General features: G+C 49.8%; 17 protein-coding genes. 10 read left to right on the top strand and 7 right to left on the bottom strand.

Annotated features, from left to right (window positions below; all coding sequences use genetic code 11):
- Positions 1–557 precede the first annotated feature (557 nt).
- Genes AUC31_RS13400 through AUC31_RS13390 form a run of 3 tightly spaced genes read left to right on the top strand, consistent with a single transcriptional unit; the run spans position 558 to position 4,362 of the window.
- Positions 558–2,084: a phytoene desaturase family protein gene (locus AUC31_RS13400; RefSeq protein WP_058382708.1), complete on the top strand. Its 1,527-nt coding sequence runs from the start codon at positions 558–560 to the stop codon at positions 2,082–2,084.
- Positions 2,081–3,532, top strand: coding sequence for a phytoene desaturase family protein (locus AUC31_RS13395; protein WP_058382709.1), 1,452 nt, complete (start codon positions 2,081–2,083; stop codon positions 3,530–3,532). The genes AUC31_RS13400 and AUC31_RS13395 overlap by 4 nt, the downstream gene beginning before the upstream one ends.
- Positions 3,529–4,362, top strand: coding sequence for a phytoene/squalene synthase family protein (locus tag AUC31_RS13390; protein ID WP_335339101.1), 834 nt, complete (start codon positions 3,529–3,531; stop codon positions 4,360–4,362). The genes AUC31_RS13395 and AUC31_RS13390 overlap by 4 nt, the downstream gene beginning before the upstream one ends.
- A gap of 65 nt (positions 4,363–4,427) precedes the next feature.
- On the opposite strand, the gene AUC31_RS13385 is transcribed toward AUC31_RS13390, so the two are convergent.
- The 4 genes from AUC31_RS13385 to AUC31_RS13370 are packed head-to-tail and all read right to left on the bottom strand — an operon-like array spanning position 4,428 to position 8,435.
- Positions 4,428–5,912, bottom strand: a complete 1,485-nt coding sequence (locus AUC31_RS13385) for a phytoene desaturase family protein (RefSeq protein ID WP_058383776.1) — start codon at positions 5,910–5,912, stop codon at positions 4,428–4,430.
- Positions 5,909–7,012 (bottom strand): glycosyltransferase family 2 protein, encoded by a 1,104-nt coding sequence (locus AUC31_RS13380; protein ID WP_058382710.1) that lies wholly within the window; start codon positions 7,010–7,012, stop codon positions 5,909–5,911. The genes AUC31_RS13385 and AUC31_RS13380 overlap by 4 nt, the downstream gene beginning before the upstream one ends.
- Positions 7,009–7,686: a lysophospholipid acyltransferase family protein gene (locus tag AUC31_RS13375; protein ID WP_058382711.1), complete on the bottom strand. Its 678-nt coding sequence runs from the start codon at positions 7,684–7,686 to the stop codon at positions 7,009–7,011. Before AUC31_RS13375 ends, AUC31_RS13380 begins: the two co-directional genes overlap by 4 nt.
- The gene (locus AUC31_RS13370) at positions 7,683–8,435 is read right to left on the bottom strand and encodes a carotenoid biosynthesis protein (RefSeq protein ID WP_237150615.1); all 753 of its coding nucleotides are present in this window, start codon (positions 8,433–8,435) and stop codon (positions 7,683–7,685) included. Before AUC31_RS13370 ends, AUC31_RS13375 begins: the two co-directional genes overlap by 4 nt.
- Positions 8,436–8,704: 269 nt before the next feature.
- On the opposite strand from AUC31_RS13370, the gene AUC31_RS13365 reads away from it, so the two are divergent.
- The 4 genes from AUC31_RS13365 to AUC31_RS13350 all read left to right on the top strand — a co-directional run bounded on the left by AUC31_RS13365 (position 8,705) and on the right by AUC31_RS13350 (position 11,888).
- On the top strand, positions 8,705–9,544 hold the full coding sequence (locus AUC31_RS13365; protein WP_058382712.1) for a MurR/RpiR family transcriptional regulator: 840 nt from the start codon (positions 8,705–8,707) through the stop codon (positions 9,542–9,544).
- Positions 9,545–9,617: 73 nt separating this feature from the next.
- Entirely contained in the window at positions 9,618–10,457 is an 840-nt protein-coding gene (locus tag AUC31_RS13360; protein ID WP_058382713.1) for a transporter substrate-binding domain-containing protein, read from the top strand.
- A gap of 27 nt (positions 10,458–10,484) precedes the next feature.
- Complete coding sequence (locus tag AUC31_RS13355) at positions 10,485–11,153, top strand: amino acid ABC transporter permease (protein WP_058382714.1); 669 nt, start codon at positions 10,485–10,487, stop codon at positions 11,151–11,153.
- 12 nt (positions 11,154–11,165) lie between these two features.
- Positions 11,166–11,888 (top strand): amino acid ABC transporter ATP-binding protein, encoded by a 723-nt coding sequence (locus tag AUC31_RS13350; protein ID WP_058382715.1) that lies wholly within the window; start codon positions 11,166–11,168, stop codon positions 11,886–11,888.
- 84 nt (positions 11,889–11,972) lie between these two features.
- Here AUC31_RS13350 and AUC31_RS13345 read toward each other — a convergent pair whose 3' ends face one another.
- Positions 11,973–12,743: a SurA N-terminal domain-containing protein gene (locus AUC31_RS13345; RefSeq protein WP_058382716.1), complete on the bottom strand. Its 771-nt coding sequence runs from the start codon at positions 12,741–12,743 to the stop codon at positions 11,973–11,975.
- 194 nt (positions 12,744–12,937) lie between these two features.
- Here AUC31_RS13345 and AUC31_RS13340 point away from each other — a divergent pair, with 194 nt between their 5' ends.
- Both AUC31_RS13340 and AUC31_RS13335 read left to right on the top strand, forming a co-directional pair.
- Positions 12,938–13,363, top strand: coding sequence for a CBS domain-containing protein (locus tag AUC31_RS13340; protein ID WP_058382717.1), 426 nt, complete (start codon positions 12,938–12,940; stop codon positions 13,361–13,363).
- A gap of 19 nt (positions 13,364–13,382) precedes the next feature.
- Positions 13,383–13,682, top strand: coding sequence for an AraC family ligand binding domain-containing protein (locus AUC31_RS13335; RefSeq protein ID WP_058382718.1), 300 nt, complete (start codon positions 13,383–13,385; stop codon positions 13,680–13,682).
- A gap of 32 nt (positions 13,683–13,714) precedes the next feature.
- Here AUC31_RS13335 and AUC31_RS13330 read toward each other — a convergent pair whose 3' ends face one another.
- Together AUC31_RS13330 and rluF are read right to left on the bottom strand one after the other, a co-directional pair.
- Entirely contained in the window at positions 13,715–14,431 is a 717-nt protein-coding gene (locus AUC31_RS13330; protein WP_058382719.1) for a DUF6904 family protein, read from the bottom strand.
- Between the two features lie 11 nt (positions 14,432–14,442).
- A complete protein-coding gene (rluF, locus tag AUC31_RS13325; RefSeq protein WP_058382720.1) occupies positions 14,443–15,150 on the bottom strand; it encodes a 23S rRNA pseudouridine(2604) synthase RluF in 708 nt (235 codons plus the stop codon).
- 209 nt (positions 15,151–15,359) lie between these two features.
- Here rluF and adh point away from each other — a divergent pair, with 209 nt between their 5' ends.
- Complete coding sequence (gene adh, locus AUC31_RS13320) at positions 15,360–16,880, top strand: aldehyde dehydrogenase (RefSeq protein ID WP_058382721.1); 1,521 nt, start codon at positions 15,360–15,362, stop codon at positions 16,878–16,880.
- Positions 16,881–16,888: the final 8 nt, after the last annotated feature.

The following is a 16,888-nucleotide window of genomic DNA, read 5'->3' as shown; positions in this document are numbered from 1 at the left end:
AAACCCGGCTGATCCATCAGCCGGGTTTTTTTATGACGCTTTTCACGAGAGAAGTATATAAGGCGGGGGAGTCTTTGATATTTCAAGGCATCCATTATCCAACTAGCTTTCACTTGAAGCACTTCATTACAACACACCATTCTTCAAGAAGCGATTCCCCCACTAGCCGGCAACTAACTACAGAAGCAGAACTGACTAAATACACCAGACTCAATGAAATCTTTAAGCCGCCCAGCACCCAGGGTGAGCCGATGCCATAAGACAGGCACTCTTCCTGGCTTATGGCTAAAGGCCAACCCAAAGCAGGGCGGCGAATAGCCACAAGAAGCTTCATTCCAAAAACCGAAATAACTCCACAAACAAACCCTTGCTATCTTCACAAATGCCAGACCCAGGAAGCGATTCTTCTGAAAGCACGGATTTGATGCCCCGTATACGCTGAATAAAAAAACAAGCACCATAAAGAGGTTAAATAATTAGTCTTTTAGGGAAGAGATGTATATACTGTTTGTATAGATATTGTATAACTTTTAAGAGGCGAAACGGGGGCTTACGCAATGGCAAAACGAATGATTATTATAGGAGCGGGGCCAGGAGGCTTGGCAGCAGGAATGCTGTTAGCGAGCAAAGGGTATCAAGTCGACATTTACGAAAAAAATGACCGCATCGGCGGGCGCAATGCTGCATTGACATTAGGTGATTTCACATTCGACACAGGACCGACGTTTTTGAGCATGCTTCATCTGGTGGAGGAATTATTCGAAACGACTGGACGCAATGTCCACGATTATATGGAAGCGATCGAACTGGACCCGATGTACGAACTGCGCTTCGAAGACCAGAATTTGGTGATGACGCGCGACCCTGAAGCCATGCGCAAGCAAATCGATGACAATTTCAAAGGCGATGGGGAAGGCTACGCGCGTTTCATGAAAGACACAGGCAAGAAACTCGAAGCGCTGTCTCCGCTGTTGCAGACGAAAATGGACCGCATGACGGACCTTATGCAGCCGAAAGTGATCAAAGCGATTCCTGAACTTGAAGCAGGCAAGACACTTTACGATGTCTTGTCCCGTTATTTTAAAGACGAGCGCCTGAAGATGGCATTCGCGTTTCAGTCAAAATATCTCGGCATGTCGCCTTGGGAATGTCCGGGCGCGTTCACGATCCTGTCTTATATGGAGCACGCGTATGGCATCTATCATCCAATCGGCGGCGTCAACCAATTGTCGGCGGCGATGGCGAAGGCGGTCAAAGAAATGGGCGGCCGCATCCATCTCAATAAAGGCGTCCAAAAATTATGGATCGAGGACCGTAAAGTAAAAGGCGTCGACTTATATGACGGCAGCCGCGAAGCAGCGGATGAAGTGGTCATCAATGGCGATTTTGCACACGTAATGACCCATTTGGTAGAGCCAGGCATCTTGAAAAAATATACCCCTAAAAAGCTAGACAAGAAAAAATATTCGTGTTCCACATTCATGCTGTACTTAGGGCTCGATAAGAAATACGACTTGTCGCATCACACCATCGTTTTTTCGAAAGACTATCAGAAGAATGTCGAGGAAATGACGAAATCCCGCATCTTGTCAGCGGATCCATCGATCTACATCCAAAATGCCAGCGTCACGGATCCAACTTTGGCTCCGGAAGGCAAGTCGGCGCTGTATATCTTGGCGCCGGTGCCGAATAATTTCAGCGATATCGGCTGGGAGCACGAACAGGAAGCTTTCCGCGAGCTGGTGCTGGATATTATTGAAGAAAAAACCGACTTCAAGAACCTGCGCGACCATATCGAAGTCGAGAAGATGCTGACGCCATTCGGCTGGGAATCGGATTACTCCGTATACCGCGGCGCCACATTCAACTTAGGGCATCAATTATCGCAAATGATGGTGTTCCGACCGCATAATAAGTTTGAAGAGCTCGACAATTGCTGGCTGGTCGGGGGCGGAACGCATCCCGGCAGTGGCTTGCCGACAATTTTGGAATCTGCCCGCATCACCACGAACGGCATCTTGAAAGAAGACGGCAAATCCGGAATTCCGATTGGCCCGCTTCCGAAAGTGGAGGGATATGTATGAAAATAGCCATGATCGGAGGCGGTGTCGGTGGCTTGATGGGCGCGCTGTATTTAACAAAGCTCGGCTATGATGTCACCATTTACGAAAAAGAACACAAGCTCGGCGGCAGGATGGCGTTTGTGGAACGGGAAGGCTTCCGAATTGATGAAGGCCCGACCATCGTCTTGCTGCCGGAAATGTTCCGCGATTTGTTCGCCCAGGCAGGAATTGATCCTGAAAGCATCGAATTATTACTATGCGACCCGCTTTACACAATCCGTTTCACAGACGGCAAAGTGTATACGAAATACCCTGGGCGCGAGCGGCAATTGCAGGAAGTCGAAGAGCAATTTCCGGAAGATAAAGGTGGGTTTATCCGCTTTATGGATGAAGGGCAGAAGCGCTTTGATATCGGCAAGCCTGCTTTTCTCGAACATGATTTTGTCCGCAAAGCGGATTTTTGGACTTTCCGCAATATCCGCAACTTGATGAAATTGAAACCACAGCAATCTGTCCATCAGTTAATGGAAAACTATTTCAAGGATGAACGATTGCAACTGGCGTATTCCCTTCAGGCGCTGTATATCGGTGGGGATCCTTACCGTGCGCCGGCCATGTATTCACTTGTACCGTTCAGTGAGCATGAGCACGGGGTTTACTATGTGAAAGGCGGCTATGCGAGCATTATCCCTGTCATGGAACAGGAATTGCGCAGCCGCGGCACTGAGATCCGGCTGGACACCGCTGTCAAACGCGTCTTGAAAAAAGACGGCCGTGCGACAGCAATCGAAACAGCAGCCGGCATAGAGCAATATGACGCAATCGTCTATAATGGGGATTTCCCCGGAATCAACCAATTAGCGCCGATGAAGAAACAGAAAGAATACACGCCTTCTTCCGCCTGCGTGCTGCTGTACTTTGGGTTGGACAAAGTCTATGAAGACGTAAATGTCCATCAATTCTTCATCGGTGATGATTATAAAGAGCATATGGAAGATGTGTTTGTCAGAGGGCAGAAAACGGAAAACCCGGCATTCTACACATTCCATCCTTCTGTTATTGACGATTCCTTGGCTCCTGAAGGCAAATCGGTGCTTTATGTACTCGTGCCGGTTCCTTCAGGCACAGAAATCGACTGGAAAAATGACGAACAATGGATCGGGCGTATTTTGGACCGGATGGAGACATTGTCGTTTCCAGGCATCCGGGAGTCGATTGAATGGATGGACGTGCGCACGCCGCAAGATGCAGAAGCGTTTGGCTTGTTCAAGGGAGGCAGCTTCGGAATCGGGCCGACATTGCGGCAATCTGGAGTTTTCCGACCGCAGGTCAAACCCGACAACACGGAGAATTTGTATGCAGTGGGGGCCTCTGTCCACCCGGGTGGCGGCATCCCGATCGTCATGCAAGGCGCGAAATTGCTGGCTGACAGAATCCACAGCGATTTGAAAGAAAGGGGCGGTTCATGATGGAATTGAAGCAAGCCTATAGCTATTGCGAACGCATTATTGCCGATAATTCAAAGAGCTTTTATAAAGCATTTTCCCTCTTGCCGAAAGAAAAACGCAAAGCCGTATGGGCGGTGTACGCCTTCTGCCGGAAAGTGGACGATATCGTCGATGAGGGCAGCCATCCTGAACCTGAGCTGAAAGCGTTCCGAAAGGACTTTGACGAATTTCTAGCAGGTTCAATTCAGTGGGACGATCCGATGTGGCTGGCGCTTGAAGACGTTTTTGAAAGCTACGATATGGATGCCAGCGCGTTTTACGGATTGATTAAAGGCCAGGAAATGGATTTGACGATCAACCGCTACCGTACGCTCGATGAACTCTTGGATTATAGCTACCATGTCGCGAGTACGGTCGGCCTGATGCTGTTGCCGATACTCGCGCCTGGGCGCACAGCTTTGTTGAAAGACGGCGCGATTTCGCTCGGCTACGCCATGCAAATCACCAATATTCTTCGTGATATCGGAGAAGACTTGTCGATGGACCGCATCTATTTGCCGCAGGACATCATGCGCAAATACGGCCTTGCCGAGGAAGCGCTAGGAAGCGGCACGGTGTCGGAATCGTTCATCCAAGTGTGGGAAGAACTCGCCAGTATAGCGGAGTTCCATTATGACCGCGCATTTGAAACGATCAATGATTATCCGTTGTCCTCCCGCGTGCCGGTCAAAGGCGCCGCGCTTGTCTACCGGGAAATCCTGTCGACGATCCGCTCGAAAGAATATACGGTATTTCATGAAAAGCATTACGTCACGGACGATTCCAAGCAGTCCATTTTGCAATGCTTATAAAATAGAAAAAAGCTGTTTCCATCCGCCAGTTGTGGCGGATGGAAACAGCTTTTTTTTTGGTTATTTTAAGATGAATAACTTTTGATCAAGCGCCGCGCCACATTCAAGCCGCTCAATGTAACCATTGGGGAGCCGCCGCCAGGGTGAACACTTCCGCCGACAAAGAACAGCCCTTTGATGTCGCGGCTTGCATTCGATGGGCGCAAAAAGGCGTCTTTAGGGTGATTGGATGACGGCCCGTACAAAGCCCCGCGGTGAGAACCGAACGTATCGCGGATGAATTCAGGAGTGAAGATCCGTTCTTCCTGCAGGTGGTTGCGTATTTTTATTCCATAATGTTCCAATAAATCGTAAATTCGTTCTTTGTATTGCTGCGGGTCAATCTGCAAATCACCTTGCGCTGTAAGGGCGGGTGCATTGATGAGAATGAACAAATTGTCCCCGTGCGGCGAAACGGATGGGTCCGAATGGGATGAGTTGCTGATGTAGATGGTCGGCTCGTCGCTGTATTGTTTTTCGGCAAACAATTCCTGAAACTCGCGCGGGTAATCAGCCGAAAAGAAGACATTATGATGCTTCAGTTCGGGCAGGCGTACGTCCAGTCCGGCAGTGATGACAAAAGCAGAAATCGATGGCTCGAACCGGTCGCGCTTTGCATCCCGGAAAGACGGGCGCTCTGCTTCATCCACCAACTCAGGAAATGCCGACAATAAATCTCCGTTTAAGATGACAGCATCGGCGGCAATCCGTTCTCCATCAGCGAGTTCCACGCCGCATGCTTCGCCTTGTTCAGTCAAAATTCGGACGACTGCTGTTTCGGAATGCATTTCCACGCCGCATTCCGCTGCGACCGCTGCAAAGCCCTGTGCAATCGACACGTTTCCGCCTTTTGCGTAAAAGACGCCTTGCGCAAGTTCAAGGTGGGCGATCATCGCAAACGTGGCAGGGGCTTTATAAGGCGATGACCCGATATAAGTAGCGTAGCGCCCGACTGCCTGGCGCAAGCCTTCGTGCTTGAAATAGCGGCTGAAAAAATGGTCCATCGATTCAAGCGGGCGCACCTTCAGCATGGCCACCCCGAGTGATGGGGACAAATAATCCCGAATCGACTGGAAGCTCAGCGGAAAGAAATACTGTTCGGATGAACGATACAGGCGTGCGACTTCAGCCAAAAACGCTTCGTATTTACCGGCGGCAAAAGGGTCCAGCGTTTCAAGCTGTCGGATCATCTGCGCGCGGTCTGCCGTAAAGTCGATGTGGCTGCCGTCTGAGAAATGGTTGCGCGTATGGACAGCGAGTTTTTCAAGTTGGAAATACTCATCAGGGTCGCGACCGGTCTGTTGGACGACCTTGCGAAAAATATGCGGCATGGTGATCGTGTTCGGGCCGAAATCGAAATGATAGCTGCCAAGTGCAACAGGCATCAGCTTGCCGCCGAAATGGCTATTTTTCTCGAATAGGCTGACGCGCAAGCCGGCGTTCGCGAGCGTAATTGCAGCAGACAAGCCGCCAAGCCCGCCGCCGACGATGGCGATATGTGGTCGGTTCATGAATAATGCCTGCCTTTCCATGTATAAGACTCATTTTTTAAGGATTTTTTCATGGCCGTGAGCAGGACTGCGAGCATGGCGGCCGCTTGAAGCGGGATGAGAAACGCCAAATACCAGCGCTGATTGGTCACCATGTCAACATACCAGCGCTGCAAAACGGTCAGCGCGTATGGCACGAGCCAGATCCAGTTGGCCGTTATAAGGCCGGCTGCTGCGAGAAACAAGGGGAAGATGTAAAAGGCGCTGTAGAACAAGGTGAGCACGATGGCGATCAATGGCGAACGCCCGATGCCGGTGTAGCTGTTCTTTAGGAAGCCTTCCCATACTTCCGCTGGCGTTTCATACATCCGGCATTTGACCGAAGCGGTAATATTGGCGAGCAGCACTTTATGGCCAGCTTGTTTCAAGGTGCGTGCAATATGTACATCCTCGACGAGCGACGTTCGCACGGCTTCATGCCCGCCGATCGACTCGTAAGCTTTTCGTTCAAATGCCATCCACATGCCATTTGCCGCGGTAGCTGCAGGGAATTTTGCGTAATTCGCCAGCGCCAGTGGCAAGTGGAATAAAATGACGAAATGAAGCATCGGCACAAGCAATTTACTCAAGAACACCGGCACTTCAAAAGCAGGGAATCCAGACAATAGGGCAGCGTGCCGTTTTTCCATCAAGCCGAGTGTCTGCCGCACCGCTTGCTTGCGGAAACGGACATCTGCATCGACAAAGAATAAGTAATCGCCGGAAGCGTGTTTTTGCAATTGGTGGCAGGCATGGACTTTGCCGATCCACCCGGCAGGCAGTTCGACGCCTTGCAGGACCGTGAAGCGCTTATCGCCCGCAATTTCCCGGTCAAGTGCCGCTTGGGTACCATCAGTCGATTGGTCATTCAAAAGGATGAATTCGGCTTTTTCCCAGTCGGTTTCTTTTAATGAACGCACAATCGTCGGCACGTTGCGTTCTTCGTTGCGCATCGGCACGAGAATGGACACGAGCGGATCTGCTTTCACTAGGGGTTGTTTAGGAAGCGCCGGCAAGAATAGGCGGTTGAAGACAATCCACAAGAAAAAGGCGATATGGATGACGATCAAAGCCGTGATCATGAGGTGCGCCTCCTTTTCAGCATTTCCTGGAATTCTTCGTAGTTTTCTTTGAGCACTTCCTGTTTTAATTGATCGAGCGCGGCGGTTTCCCGCTCCTGCAGCCATAAGGTCCGTTCGTGTCTTGTACCGGCAGGGATGTCACCAAGTGTCAGGCTGTCACCTTGGTCGATCCACACTTCGGGCTGTTTTTCACGGCGCATTGAATAATAAAAGCGTGCCGGGACGAGCGGAATCTCCGGACATTTCTCCATCAAATACAGGACGCCTGTATGAAATTCCAGCGGGCGCGTTTCCAAATGATATTCATCGCCTTGCGGAAACAGGATGACCGTTTTGCCTTGTTTCAATAAATTCTCAGCATAACGCAGCGAAGCCAAAATATCTTTCGGATTGCTGCGGTCGATTGAAAAGGCGCCGAGCCGGCGGAAAAAAGGAAATTCTTTTAGTCCGTGTTCGTGCATCATGATATGGACGTCCAAGTTCCAGACGCGCCGATTTAAAAAGAAGAACAATAGCCCATCCCACCAGGAGCTGTGGTTTGAAATAATCAGCGCCGGCCCTTTAGGCGGGCGGATGTTCCGGCCGTACAAATGAGAAAAAGAACGATGGATCGACGGCATTAAATACAGGGCGAATGCGCGTTCAAAGAGCGCCGATTTTTTCGCCTGGATCATTGCGGCCGCCTCTTCCATGCCAAGACAACAATTGCGGCCGTCAAGATAGAGGTCAGGAAGGCGGCGAGCCATAATCCGTTGATCAACCCGAGCAGCACGAACAAGGCGATCATCAGTACATACAACAGAGCCATGCGCTTTTCGGCCTGGCCAGCTGATACTTCAAGCCTTTGCTTTTTGAAGGCGGCATCGAGTATAAGGTGAAGGATGAACGCTACGATGAACCAGCCGGTGAAATTGGTCCACGGAATATCATAGTAGAAACCTGTATCTTCCCATAACCAATAGCCTTTCACTTTATAGGCGACAGGGTCGATGATCAAGTCAATGATGACCGCTGCAATGCCTCCAGTGACTGCATAAAGAAAGCCGCCGCCTGGCACAATCCAGCGCGCGATGACATGGCTTGTCGCCATGACCATGAGCCAAGCGAACCCGATTGCGATCGGCACGCCGAAGACATTCGGGGCGAAGCGGTCGGTATAATCGTAAGAACCGAACAAGAAACCGCTGTCTGCGCCAGCCCATTCGACGATGAAGGTCGAGAAGAAAATGAGTACGCCGATCGACCCGCCGATTGCAGGGCCAAAGCGCCGCCATAAATAAAGGAAGCCGAGTGTTCCCGCCAGGATGAGGAAGAAGGCGTTTGCCCATTCCAGCCAAGATGGCAATAAATCAAAACCCAGCAAGATAACACCGCAGATATACCAAAAAATGAATAACTTAAAAATCCGATCTTCCCATTTCACGAGCAGCACCTCATCCAAATTAGTTATACAAATAGTGTACAACAATAGCCGGAAAAGGCGAAAGAAAAGGGCAGAGCACTTAATATACGGGATAATGAAATTTTTTTTGCCTTGTGTGTTTTTACCGTGAAGGCTGGTATAACGGTATATTTATGAGAAAAATGTCATAAACGCTAGCAGAATTTTCAGTAAAATATTGAAGGGAATCCTGCAAAAGTATATACTATATTACAAGCAACTACGCGTGTTCTTGCGATGGGGGAATGAATATGCAGGATTTACTGCGAAATGTGTCAGCTTCTTATAATGATTTCAGTTCTGGGCAAAAAAAGATAGCAGACCTCTTTTTCCACGAACCGATTTTCATTGCTTTTTCATCCGCCTTGGAAGTCGGAAGGCGCGTACAGGTCAGCGAATCGACCGTCATCAGGTGGACACAGAAGCTCGGCTATAAGGGTTATACAGAGTTTCAGCATACGCTCCAGCGCAAGCTGGCGGAAGAGCGGCTGGACAATGCGCAGCAGGAACAGCCTGCTGCTGCGGACCAGTCGTTTCTTGAAAACTTGCTCGATGCAGACATCACCAGCATCCTCAAGCTCAAGCAAACGATTAATGAAGAAAGTTTATTGCAAGTGGTCGACCGCATCAGCCAGTCTGATCAGCGCTACGTCACAGGCAATTTCTTCGATTTCGGCTTGGCTGAATGGTTCGGTGGCTGGCTTGGCAGTGCACTCGGAAATACAGCGATGATGCAGCCGGGCACTGCCGCCTATTATGGGCAGATGGCCGAACTTGGACCGCACGATACAATCATTGCGTTCGCATTCCCGCGCTATACGCGCACCTTGATGGATACTTTGGAGCAAGCAAAGCGTAAAGGGGCGAAAGTGATCGTCTTGACCGACAAGGAAGAATCGCCAGCTGCGAAAAGCGCCGACATCGTACTCACCGTTTCCGTCAATGCGAACTTGAATATTGATTCTTATACGGCGGTCCATGCGTTATTGACATCGGTCATGCGCTTTGTCTATGTCAAAGAGCATGCGAAAGTGAAAGAAAAACTGGCACGGCTAGAAACGGCTTACACTGATCAGGACATCTTCATATAACACAACCCATTGCAGGCACGTCCCGAATCGCTTCGGCGTTTTGGTCAAACATATACGAAAAGGGGAGAGCAAGATGAATAAAAAATTTACAACGGCAGGCGTAATTTTAACAGCAGGCATGCTTTTGGCAGCCTGTGGATCGGATGACTCAACCACCGGCTCGGAAGGATCAAGCGAAGGAGCGGCAGGAAGTGATTTGAACCTTCTTGAAGAAGGGCAATTTACAACTGCTTCTAGTGGACTATACAAACCGTTCAGTTTTGAAGAAGGAGGCGAACTTAAAGGGTTTGACATTGATATCGGCAATGCAATTGCAGAAGAGATGGGACTGGAACCCAGTCCGGTGACTACACCATTTGAAACCATCATCCAAGGTTTGAACTCAAACCGCTTTGATGCAATTATCGGTTCAATGTCTAAAACGGCAGAGCGCGCCGAACAAGTCAGCTTCTCTGATCCCTACTATTATTCAGGAGGCGCCATTTTTGTACGTGAAGGAACGACCGATATCCAATCTGTTGATGATCTGGCAGATAAGAAGATTGGGGTAGTCGGCCAGACGACATATGATACGGTGGCTCAAGAACATACCGATGATATCCAATACTATTCCAGTGATGTAGTAGCTTTACAGGATTTAGAAATTGAAGGCCGTCTTGATGCCGTTATTACAGCAGACGTAGTCGGATTCGAAGCCCAGAATGAGGGCTTGGCTGTTGAAATGGTGGGAGAACCGCTATGGGTAGAGCAGCCTTCCATCGCTGTTCGCAAAGATGATGAGGAACTACTTGCTGCAGTTAATGAAGCCTTGGATACAATCATTGAGAACGGCACCTACGAAGAAATTTCACAAAAATGGTTCGGCCGCAATCTCCTCGATATTGACCTTGAAGGCGTAGAAGTTCTTGAATAATGACTTGAAGTAAAGAGGGGGATGTGTATGCCGGAATTACTTGTCACGGTTTATGATGTTTTTATTCGAACGTATCCAGGCTTCCTGGAAGCTACACTCGTCACCTTGCAATTGACGGCTGTTGGTGTCATTCTCGGAACGCTAATCGGCTTAGTGTTTGCGCTGATGAAGATTTCGGGTTCTAAAATTTTACAAGCAATTGCCAACATCTACATTACAATCATTCGCGGTACGCCTTTGATTGTTCAAATTATGTTTTTGTATTTTGGAATTGTTGAATTTTACACGATGTCGAACTTTTGGGCAGGGGCAATTGCGCTTGGTGTTCATAATGGCGCCTACATCGCAGAGATTTTCCGCGGAGCGATCCAAGGAGTGGACCCAGGCCAGCGCGAAGCGAGTATGTCGCTTGGGATGAACCGCAAGCAGACGATGCAGCGGATTGTATTCCCGCAGGCACTGCGCCGATCCATCCCGCCGCTTGGCAACCAGTTCATCATCACGCTGAAAGATTCGTCGCTTGTCTATATTATTGGTGTTGCGGAAATCTTTTCCCTCGGCAATCGGGAAGCTGCGCAGTCCTACCAGCCATTCGAATCATTTCTGGTCGTCGGGGTTTACTACCTCGTGCTCGTCATGATTTTCACGCTGCTCTTGCGCCTGTATGAAAACCGGCTTGATGTGGACAAAACCTAAGGAGGCGCAATTATGATTATTGGAGAGAATATACACAAATCCTTTGGTGATCTCGAGGTGTTGAAAGGCGTGGATCTCCACGTCCAGCCCCAAGAGGTGGTTGTTCTGGTCGGGGTCAGCGGATCCGGCAAAAGTACGCTGCTCAGATGTTTTAACTTCCTAGAGATGATCAACGAAGGATCCATCACGATCGACGGAAAAAAAGTCGATCCGAAAAAAGACAATTTGACGAAGATCCGCGCCGAAGTCGGCATGGTCTTCCAGCATTTCAATCTTTTTCCGCATAAGACGGTGCTTGAGAATGTCATCGAAGCACCCATTACGGTCAAGAAAATGAACAAGGAAAAAGCGAAAAAGCTTGGCCGTGAACTATTGGAGAAAGTCGGCTTGAGCGATAAGGCGGATGTCTATCCGAGTAAATTATCGGGCGGGCAAAAACAGCGCGTCGCGATTGCCCGATCGCTTGCGATGGAACCGAAAGTGATGCTCTTCGATGAGCCGACTTCAGCGCTCGACCCGGAACTTGTCGGGGAAGTGCTGCAGGTTATGAAGCAGCTCGCTGAAGAAGGCATGACGATGGTCGTCGTGACACATGAGATGAAATTCGCCAAGGAAGTGGCAGACCGCATCATCATGATCGATCAAGGGACCATCATCGAATCCGCCGACCCGGAGAATTTCTTTGGGAACCCACAGCACGAACGGACGCGCCAATTCATCCAATTGGTGGAATAAGCGTTTCGCGGCCCAGTAAACCAAGTATCATTTACAGCTAATCAAAAAAACCAGATCCGGTTCATCCGGATCTGGTTTTTTGTATTAAAGATTAATCGTGACGTCTGCTTTTTCACGCAGCTCCGCTACAAGTGTTTGGGTAGCTTCGTTTTCTTTTTGCATTTTGACTTGTTCTTCAAGGTCTGGTTTCAGTTCATCAAAAGCAGGGAGTTCTTCTTCGCTGCCCATTTGTTCTTGCTGGGCTTTGAGTTGCTCATAGGCTGCTTCCAATTCTTCGTTGCTAGGGTCGGTATCTCCGGCGGATTCAGCGATCAGCTGGTCCACTTTCACTTGAGTTTCGATTTGGGACATGACTTCATCTTCCGCCATGCCTTGCTCGTTTAAGGCTGATAGGAATTCATCTTTCGATTCGAGCCCATTTTGCTGTGCCAACTGTTCCAAAGTTTGGTCCACTTCTTCATCGGACGCGGTCAGTTCTTGATTTTCAGCTTCCTGAACGAGCAATTTCTGGCCGACCATGCTTTCAGCTAATTGTTTTTTCAATTGATTCTGGTCGATTTCCTGGCCGGACATTTGTGCTTGCATGGCCGCTTGCTGGAATTGCCCGGTATAGGCTGTTTCAAATTCCTCTTTGCTGACTTCTTCGCCGTTCACTTCTGCCACGACGTCAGGGACGCCTTCCAAATCAGGCTCTGGCATTTCCGGTTGCCCGGCACTTTCCTCGCCGCTAGGGGCTTGTTCTTCAGTTTCAGGTTGCGCGTTTTCGTTTTCTGCGGATTCATCGGCACCGCCGCATGCTGACAATACAATGAGCGATGTACCAAGGGATAGGCCTAAAAACCATTTTTTAATCATTGTCATTCTCCTTCCAACGCATAATGTCCGGTAGTGTAACATAGCCTGGAATTCGATGGGAAGCGAGAACCCTTGAGAGCGTGAGCCGGTGTAAATTAATAAGACGGAAATACCTATTCTTTTTACTAATGACGTTTTCAGCCTTCAAAAGAGGATAAAGACTATTAATAGAGAGAATTCGAGGAGGAGACGGCATGAAAATAGCGGAAATAATGACAACTGATGTAGAAACTTGCCCGCCAACTGTAACGATTCAAGACATTGCCGCCAAGATGCGTGAAATTAATGTCGGGTCGATTCCAATTTGTGAAGAAGGACGGATTGTCGGCATCGTCACGGATCGTGACATTGTCCTGAGAGGCATCGCCGAAGAGCTCGGGGCAGATGCGCTGATTTCAGAAATTTTCTCGGAAACCTTGATCACCGGAACGGAAGAGATGCTGGTTGAGGAGGCGGCTTCGTTGATGGCGAGGCACCAAATCCGCCGGTTGCCGATCGTGCGGCAAGAACAAGTCATCGGCATCGTCTCGCTCGGCGATATCGCAGTAAGAGGCAAAGCGCCGCGTGAAGCGGAGGCCGCGCTCGAAAAAGTTTCAGAACCGGCCAAGCCGCGCCGTTGAGCAAAACAGGAGGCTTGAAATGGAAACGAAAGAAACCCCGAATGTATTGGATGAGAAAGTAAAGAATAGTGCCGCTGTGCTGCAGATGGCCAATGCCAAAGTCATGAACATTCAATTGCGCAAGGGTGAATCCATCCCGGAACATCATGCGGATGCAGAAGTGGTGATCGTGGTGCGGAAAGGGCGTGTGCAGTTCACGTCGGAAGGCGAAACGCTAGAAGCAACGCCGGAAAACGTTCTGCATCTCGCCCCAATGGAAAAGCACCAGCTGTTGGCAGCGGAGGACAGCGACTTATTGGTCTTTCAAATTAAGGCGTAAAAAACCTCTCGAGTTTAGGCTCGAGAGGTTTTTTACCATTCTACTTGCTCGGGGTATTTTGCCTGGATACCGATTTCGTGGATCGGCTGTTTTCCAGGAGCCGCCGCGTCGATGACTTGTTTGCGAAATGCTTGGTATTCAGAATCCTGGAGTGTGAGTTTCATGGCGATGGCAGATAGGCTTTTTTCACGCTGCTGCCTGTTCATGCCAATGTATTTCAAATTCAACAGGTCGACGTATTGCACGGCATACTCATTGACCGAAGGCGATTTGCGGAACGCTTCCAGGATCGCTGCATATTCTTCACCCGGCACATGGCCTTGCAGGCACTCAAGGACAAGCGCCTGGAATTTTGCAATCACCGGGGTGTAGGTGTCAGCCAGCAAGTCGCCGCGCTTGTCGCCGTATAGCCGGACGAAATCACGGAGTGCATAAGCGGCATACAAAAGCTCTGGCCATAGCACCTCCGCCGAGAAATAAATGTTCTTGTCGGGGGCGATAAAGCCGTGCTGTTTTTTCGTGTTCTCATGTAAGCCATTGAAGACGAACTCGACATTGCGGTCGCCTTGTGCGGCGTGGCGGATTTCGTAGGAAACGCCAAGTATCCGCAAACGCGACCCTTCATAGCCGTGGTATTCGCCTTCTTTGCCGATGACTTTGTAGATGGCTTGGTTCAGTTCATCCAAATCGAAATAATCTCCGCTGATCTTGACGCCGGTATGGTTCGGCGTCGTTTTCATGCTTAGCATAAAATGCCTCCTTAGCGTTTCGGTTGGTAATCGAGCTGGCGGAACAGTTCCTGTTTTTCTTCTTCTGTCAGGTCGCGCCATTCGCCGGCCTTCAAATTGCCGAGGCGGATGTTCATGATGCGGATGCGCTGCAGGCGTTTCACATCGTAGCCGAGCGCTGAACACATGCGGCGGATCTGCCGGTTGAGCCCTTGCTGCAAGGTCAGTTTGAATACGTGCTTAGCGATCCGTTCGGCTTTGGCGGGAAGCGTCACCGTGTCGAGAATCTCGACGCCGCTTTCCATCTTCTCCAAAAATTCATCGGTAACCGGTTTATCGACCGTCACGATGTATTCTTTTTCATGTTCGTGCTCGGCCCGCAGGATTTCATTGACGATGTCGCCGTCATTTGTCATAAGGATAAGCCCTTCCGAATCTTTATCGAGCCGCCCGACATGGAAGATGCGTTCCGGGTGGTTGATGAAGTCGACGATATTGCCTTCGATGTGGCGTTCGGTTGTGCTGGTGATGCCGACTGGTTTATTCAGCGCCAAGTAAACGTACGCACGCTTTGGCTGCTGGACCGGTTTGCCATCGACGCGTACTTCGTCTTCCGGGTCGACTTTGCTACCGAGCTCCGCTTTTTGGCCATTGATCTCGACACGTCCCGCTTCGATGAATTTATCCGCCCCGCGACGCGAGGTGATGCCTGTCTCACTGAGAAATTTATTGATTCGCATAAAAAAACCCTTTCGCTTGTATATTTCCACTGTCTGGTCCCATTATACTCCAGATGTCCCTTATAAGAAAAAAATTTGTAGGCTAACAGTTGCAATTTTCCGATTTATTTGACAATATATAGAGGCGAGCCCTGAAATAAATGGTGCGCCAAGCGTGAATTGAAAGCGTATACATAACGGGGCTAAACCAAGCAAAGGGGAGATGTAGAATGGTATATGCAGTTCCAAACACAGATGGTGCAAAAGTAAATTTTAAAGAGCAATATGATAATTATATAAACGGTGGATGGCAGGCGCCGAAAAACGGGCAGTATTTCGAAAACCTATCACCGGTAAACGGCAAAGTGTTCACAAAAGTGGCGCGTTCAAGTGCAGAGGACGTTGAGTCGGCGCTGGACGCTGCACATGCTGCGAAAGAAGCATGGGGGAAAACGTCCACGACAGAACGCGGCAACATCCTCTTAAAGATTGCCGACCGCATGGAAGAGAACTTGGAAATGCTTGCGGTCGCTGAAACTTGGGATAACGGGAAAGCGGTCCGTGAAACCTTGAATGCTGATATGCCGCTCGCTATCGACCATTTCCGTTATTTTGCCGGCGCGATTCGCGCGCAAGAAGGCGGAATCAGCCAAATCGACAACGACACGGTCGCTTATCACTTCCATGAGCCGCTCGGCGTAGTCGGCCAAATCATCCCTTGGAACTTCCCGCTTCTCATGGCGGTATGGAAATTGGCCCCTGCGCTTGCAGCAGGAAACTGCGTCGTCTTGAAGCCGGCTGAACAAACACCGGTCAGCATACTTGTATGGGCTGAATTGGTTGGTGATCTGCTGCCTCCGGGCGTCCTGAACATCGTCAACGGGTTTGGGATCGAAACAGGCAAGCCGCTTGCATCGAGCCCGCGCATCAGCAAAATCGCCTTTACCGGTGAAACGACGACTGGCCGCATGATCATGCAGTATGCGTCTCAAAACCTCATTCCGGTGACGCTCGAGCTGGGCGGAAAATCACCGAACATCTTCTTCAAGGATGTCATGGACCAGGACGATGCATTCCTTGATAAAGCGGTGGAAGGCTTCGTCATGTTCGCCTTGAACCAAGGTGAGGTATGTACATGCCCATCCCGTGCCTTGATCCAGGAAGATATTTACGAGGAATTCATGAAGCGCGCCATTAAACGCGTGGAAGAAATCAAGACCGGCAACCCGCTGGATCCGGCGACGATGATGGGAGCGCAAGCATCCACTGAGCAATTGGAGAAAATCCAATCCTATCTCGAGATCGGCAAGCAGGAAGGCGCAGAAGTGCTGGCAGGAGGAGACCGCAACCGACTGGAAGGCGATCTTTCAGAAGGCTTCTATATCCAGCCGACAGTTTTCAAAGGCGATAACAAAATGCGTATTTTCCAGGAAGAGATTTTTGGTCCTGTCCTCGCAGTCGCTACATTCAAAACAAAAGAAGAGGCGATGGAAATCGCCAACGATACGCTTTACGGCCTTGGGGCTGGCATTTGGACGCGCGACACGAATACGGCTTATCGTTTCGGCCGCGGCATCCAGGCGGGGCGTGTATGGACAAACTGTTACCATCAGTATCCTGCACACGCAGCGTTCGGCGGCTACAAAATGTCCGGGTTCGGGCGTGAAAATCATTTGATGATGCTCAGCCATTACCAAAACACGAAGAACATGCTCGTCAGCTATAGCGAAGACAAGCTTGGGTTCTTCTGATCAGAAAG

Source organism: Planococcus rifietoensis (genome assembly GCF_001465795.2).
Classification (GTDB): Bacteria; Bacillota; Bacilli; order Bacillales_A; family Planococcaceae; genus Planococcus; species Planococcus rifietoensis.
The sequence above is the reverse complement of the archived record's forward strand: the minus strand, read 5'-3'. Positions and strand labels throughout refer to the sequence as shown.

Bases quoted from the DNA above. Each gene is read 5' to 3' on its own strand.
- AUC31_RS13375 (WP_058382711.1), bottom strand. From the start codon at position 7,686: ATGATCCAGGCGAAAAAATCGGCGCTCTTTGAACGCGCATTCGCCCTG.
- AUC31_RS13385 (WP_058383776.1), bottom strand. From the start codon at position 5,912: ATGAACCGACCACATATCGCCATCGTCGGCGGCGGGCTTGGCGGCTTG.
- AUC31_RS13335 (WP_058382718.1), top strand. From the start codon at position 13,383: ATGGAAACGAAAGAAACCCCGAATGTATTGGATGAGAAAGTAAAGAAT.
- AUC31_RS13355 (WP_058382714.1), top strand. From the start codon at position 10,485: ATGCCGGAATTACTTGTCACGGTTTATGATGTTTTTATTCGAACGTAT.
- AUC31_RS13340 (WP_058382717.1), top strand. From the start codon at position 12,938: ATGAAAATAGCGGAAATAATGACAACTGATGTAGAAACTTGCCCGCCA.
- AUC31_RS13380 (WP_058382710.1), bottom strand. From the start codon at position 7,012: ATGATCACGGCTTTGATCGTCATCCATATCGCCTTTTTCTTGTGGATT.
- AUC31_RS13330 (WP_058382719.1), bottom strand. From the start codon at position 14,431: ATGCTAAGCATGAAAACGACGCCGAACCATACCGGCGTCAAGATCAGC.
- AUC31_RS13345 (WP_058382716.1), bottom strand. From the start codon at position 12,743: ATGATTAAAAAATGGTTTTTAGGCCTATCCCTTGGTACATCGCTCATT.
- AUC31_RS13360 (WP_058382713.1), top strand. From the start codon at position 9,618: ATGAATAAAAAATTTACAACGGCAGGCGTAATTTTAACAGCAGGCATG.
- AUC31_RS13395 (WP_058382709.1), top strand. From the start codon at position 2,081: ATGAAAATAGCCATGATCGGAGGCGGTGTCGGTGGCTTGATGGGCGCG.
- AUC31_RS13390 (WP_335339101.1), top strand. From the start codon at position 3,529: ATGATGGAATTGAAGCAAGCCTATAGCTATTGCGAACGCATTATTGCC.
- adh (WP_058382721.1), top strand. From the start codon at position 15,360: ATGGTATATGCAGTTCCAAACACAGATGGTGCAAAAGTAAATTTTAAA.
- AUC31_RS13400 (WP_058382708.1), top strand. From the start codon at position 558: ATGGCAAAACGAATGATTATTATAGGAGCGGGGCCAGGAGGCTTGGCA.
- AUC31_RS13365 (WP_058382712.1), top strand. From the start codon at position 8,705: ATGCAGGATTTACTGCGAAATGTGTCAGCTTCTTATAATGATTTCAGT.
- AUC31_RS13350 (WP_058382715.1), top strand. From the start codon at position 11,166: ATGATTATTGGAGAGAATATACACAAATCCTTTGGTGATCTCGAGGTG.
- rluF (WP_058382720.1), bottom strand. From the start codon at position 15,150: ATGCGAATCAATAAATTTCTCAGTGAGACAGGCATCACCTCGCGTCGC.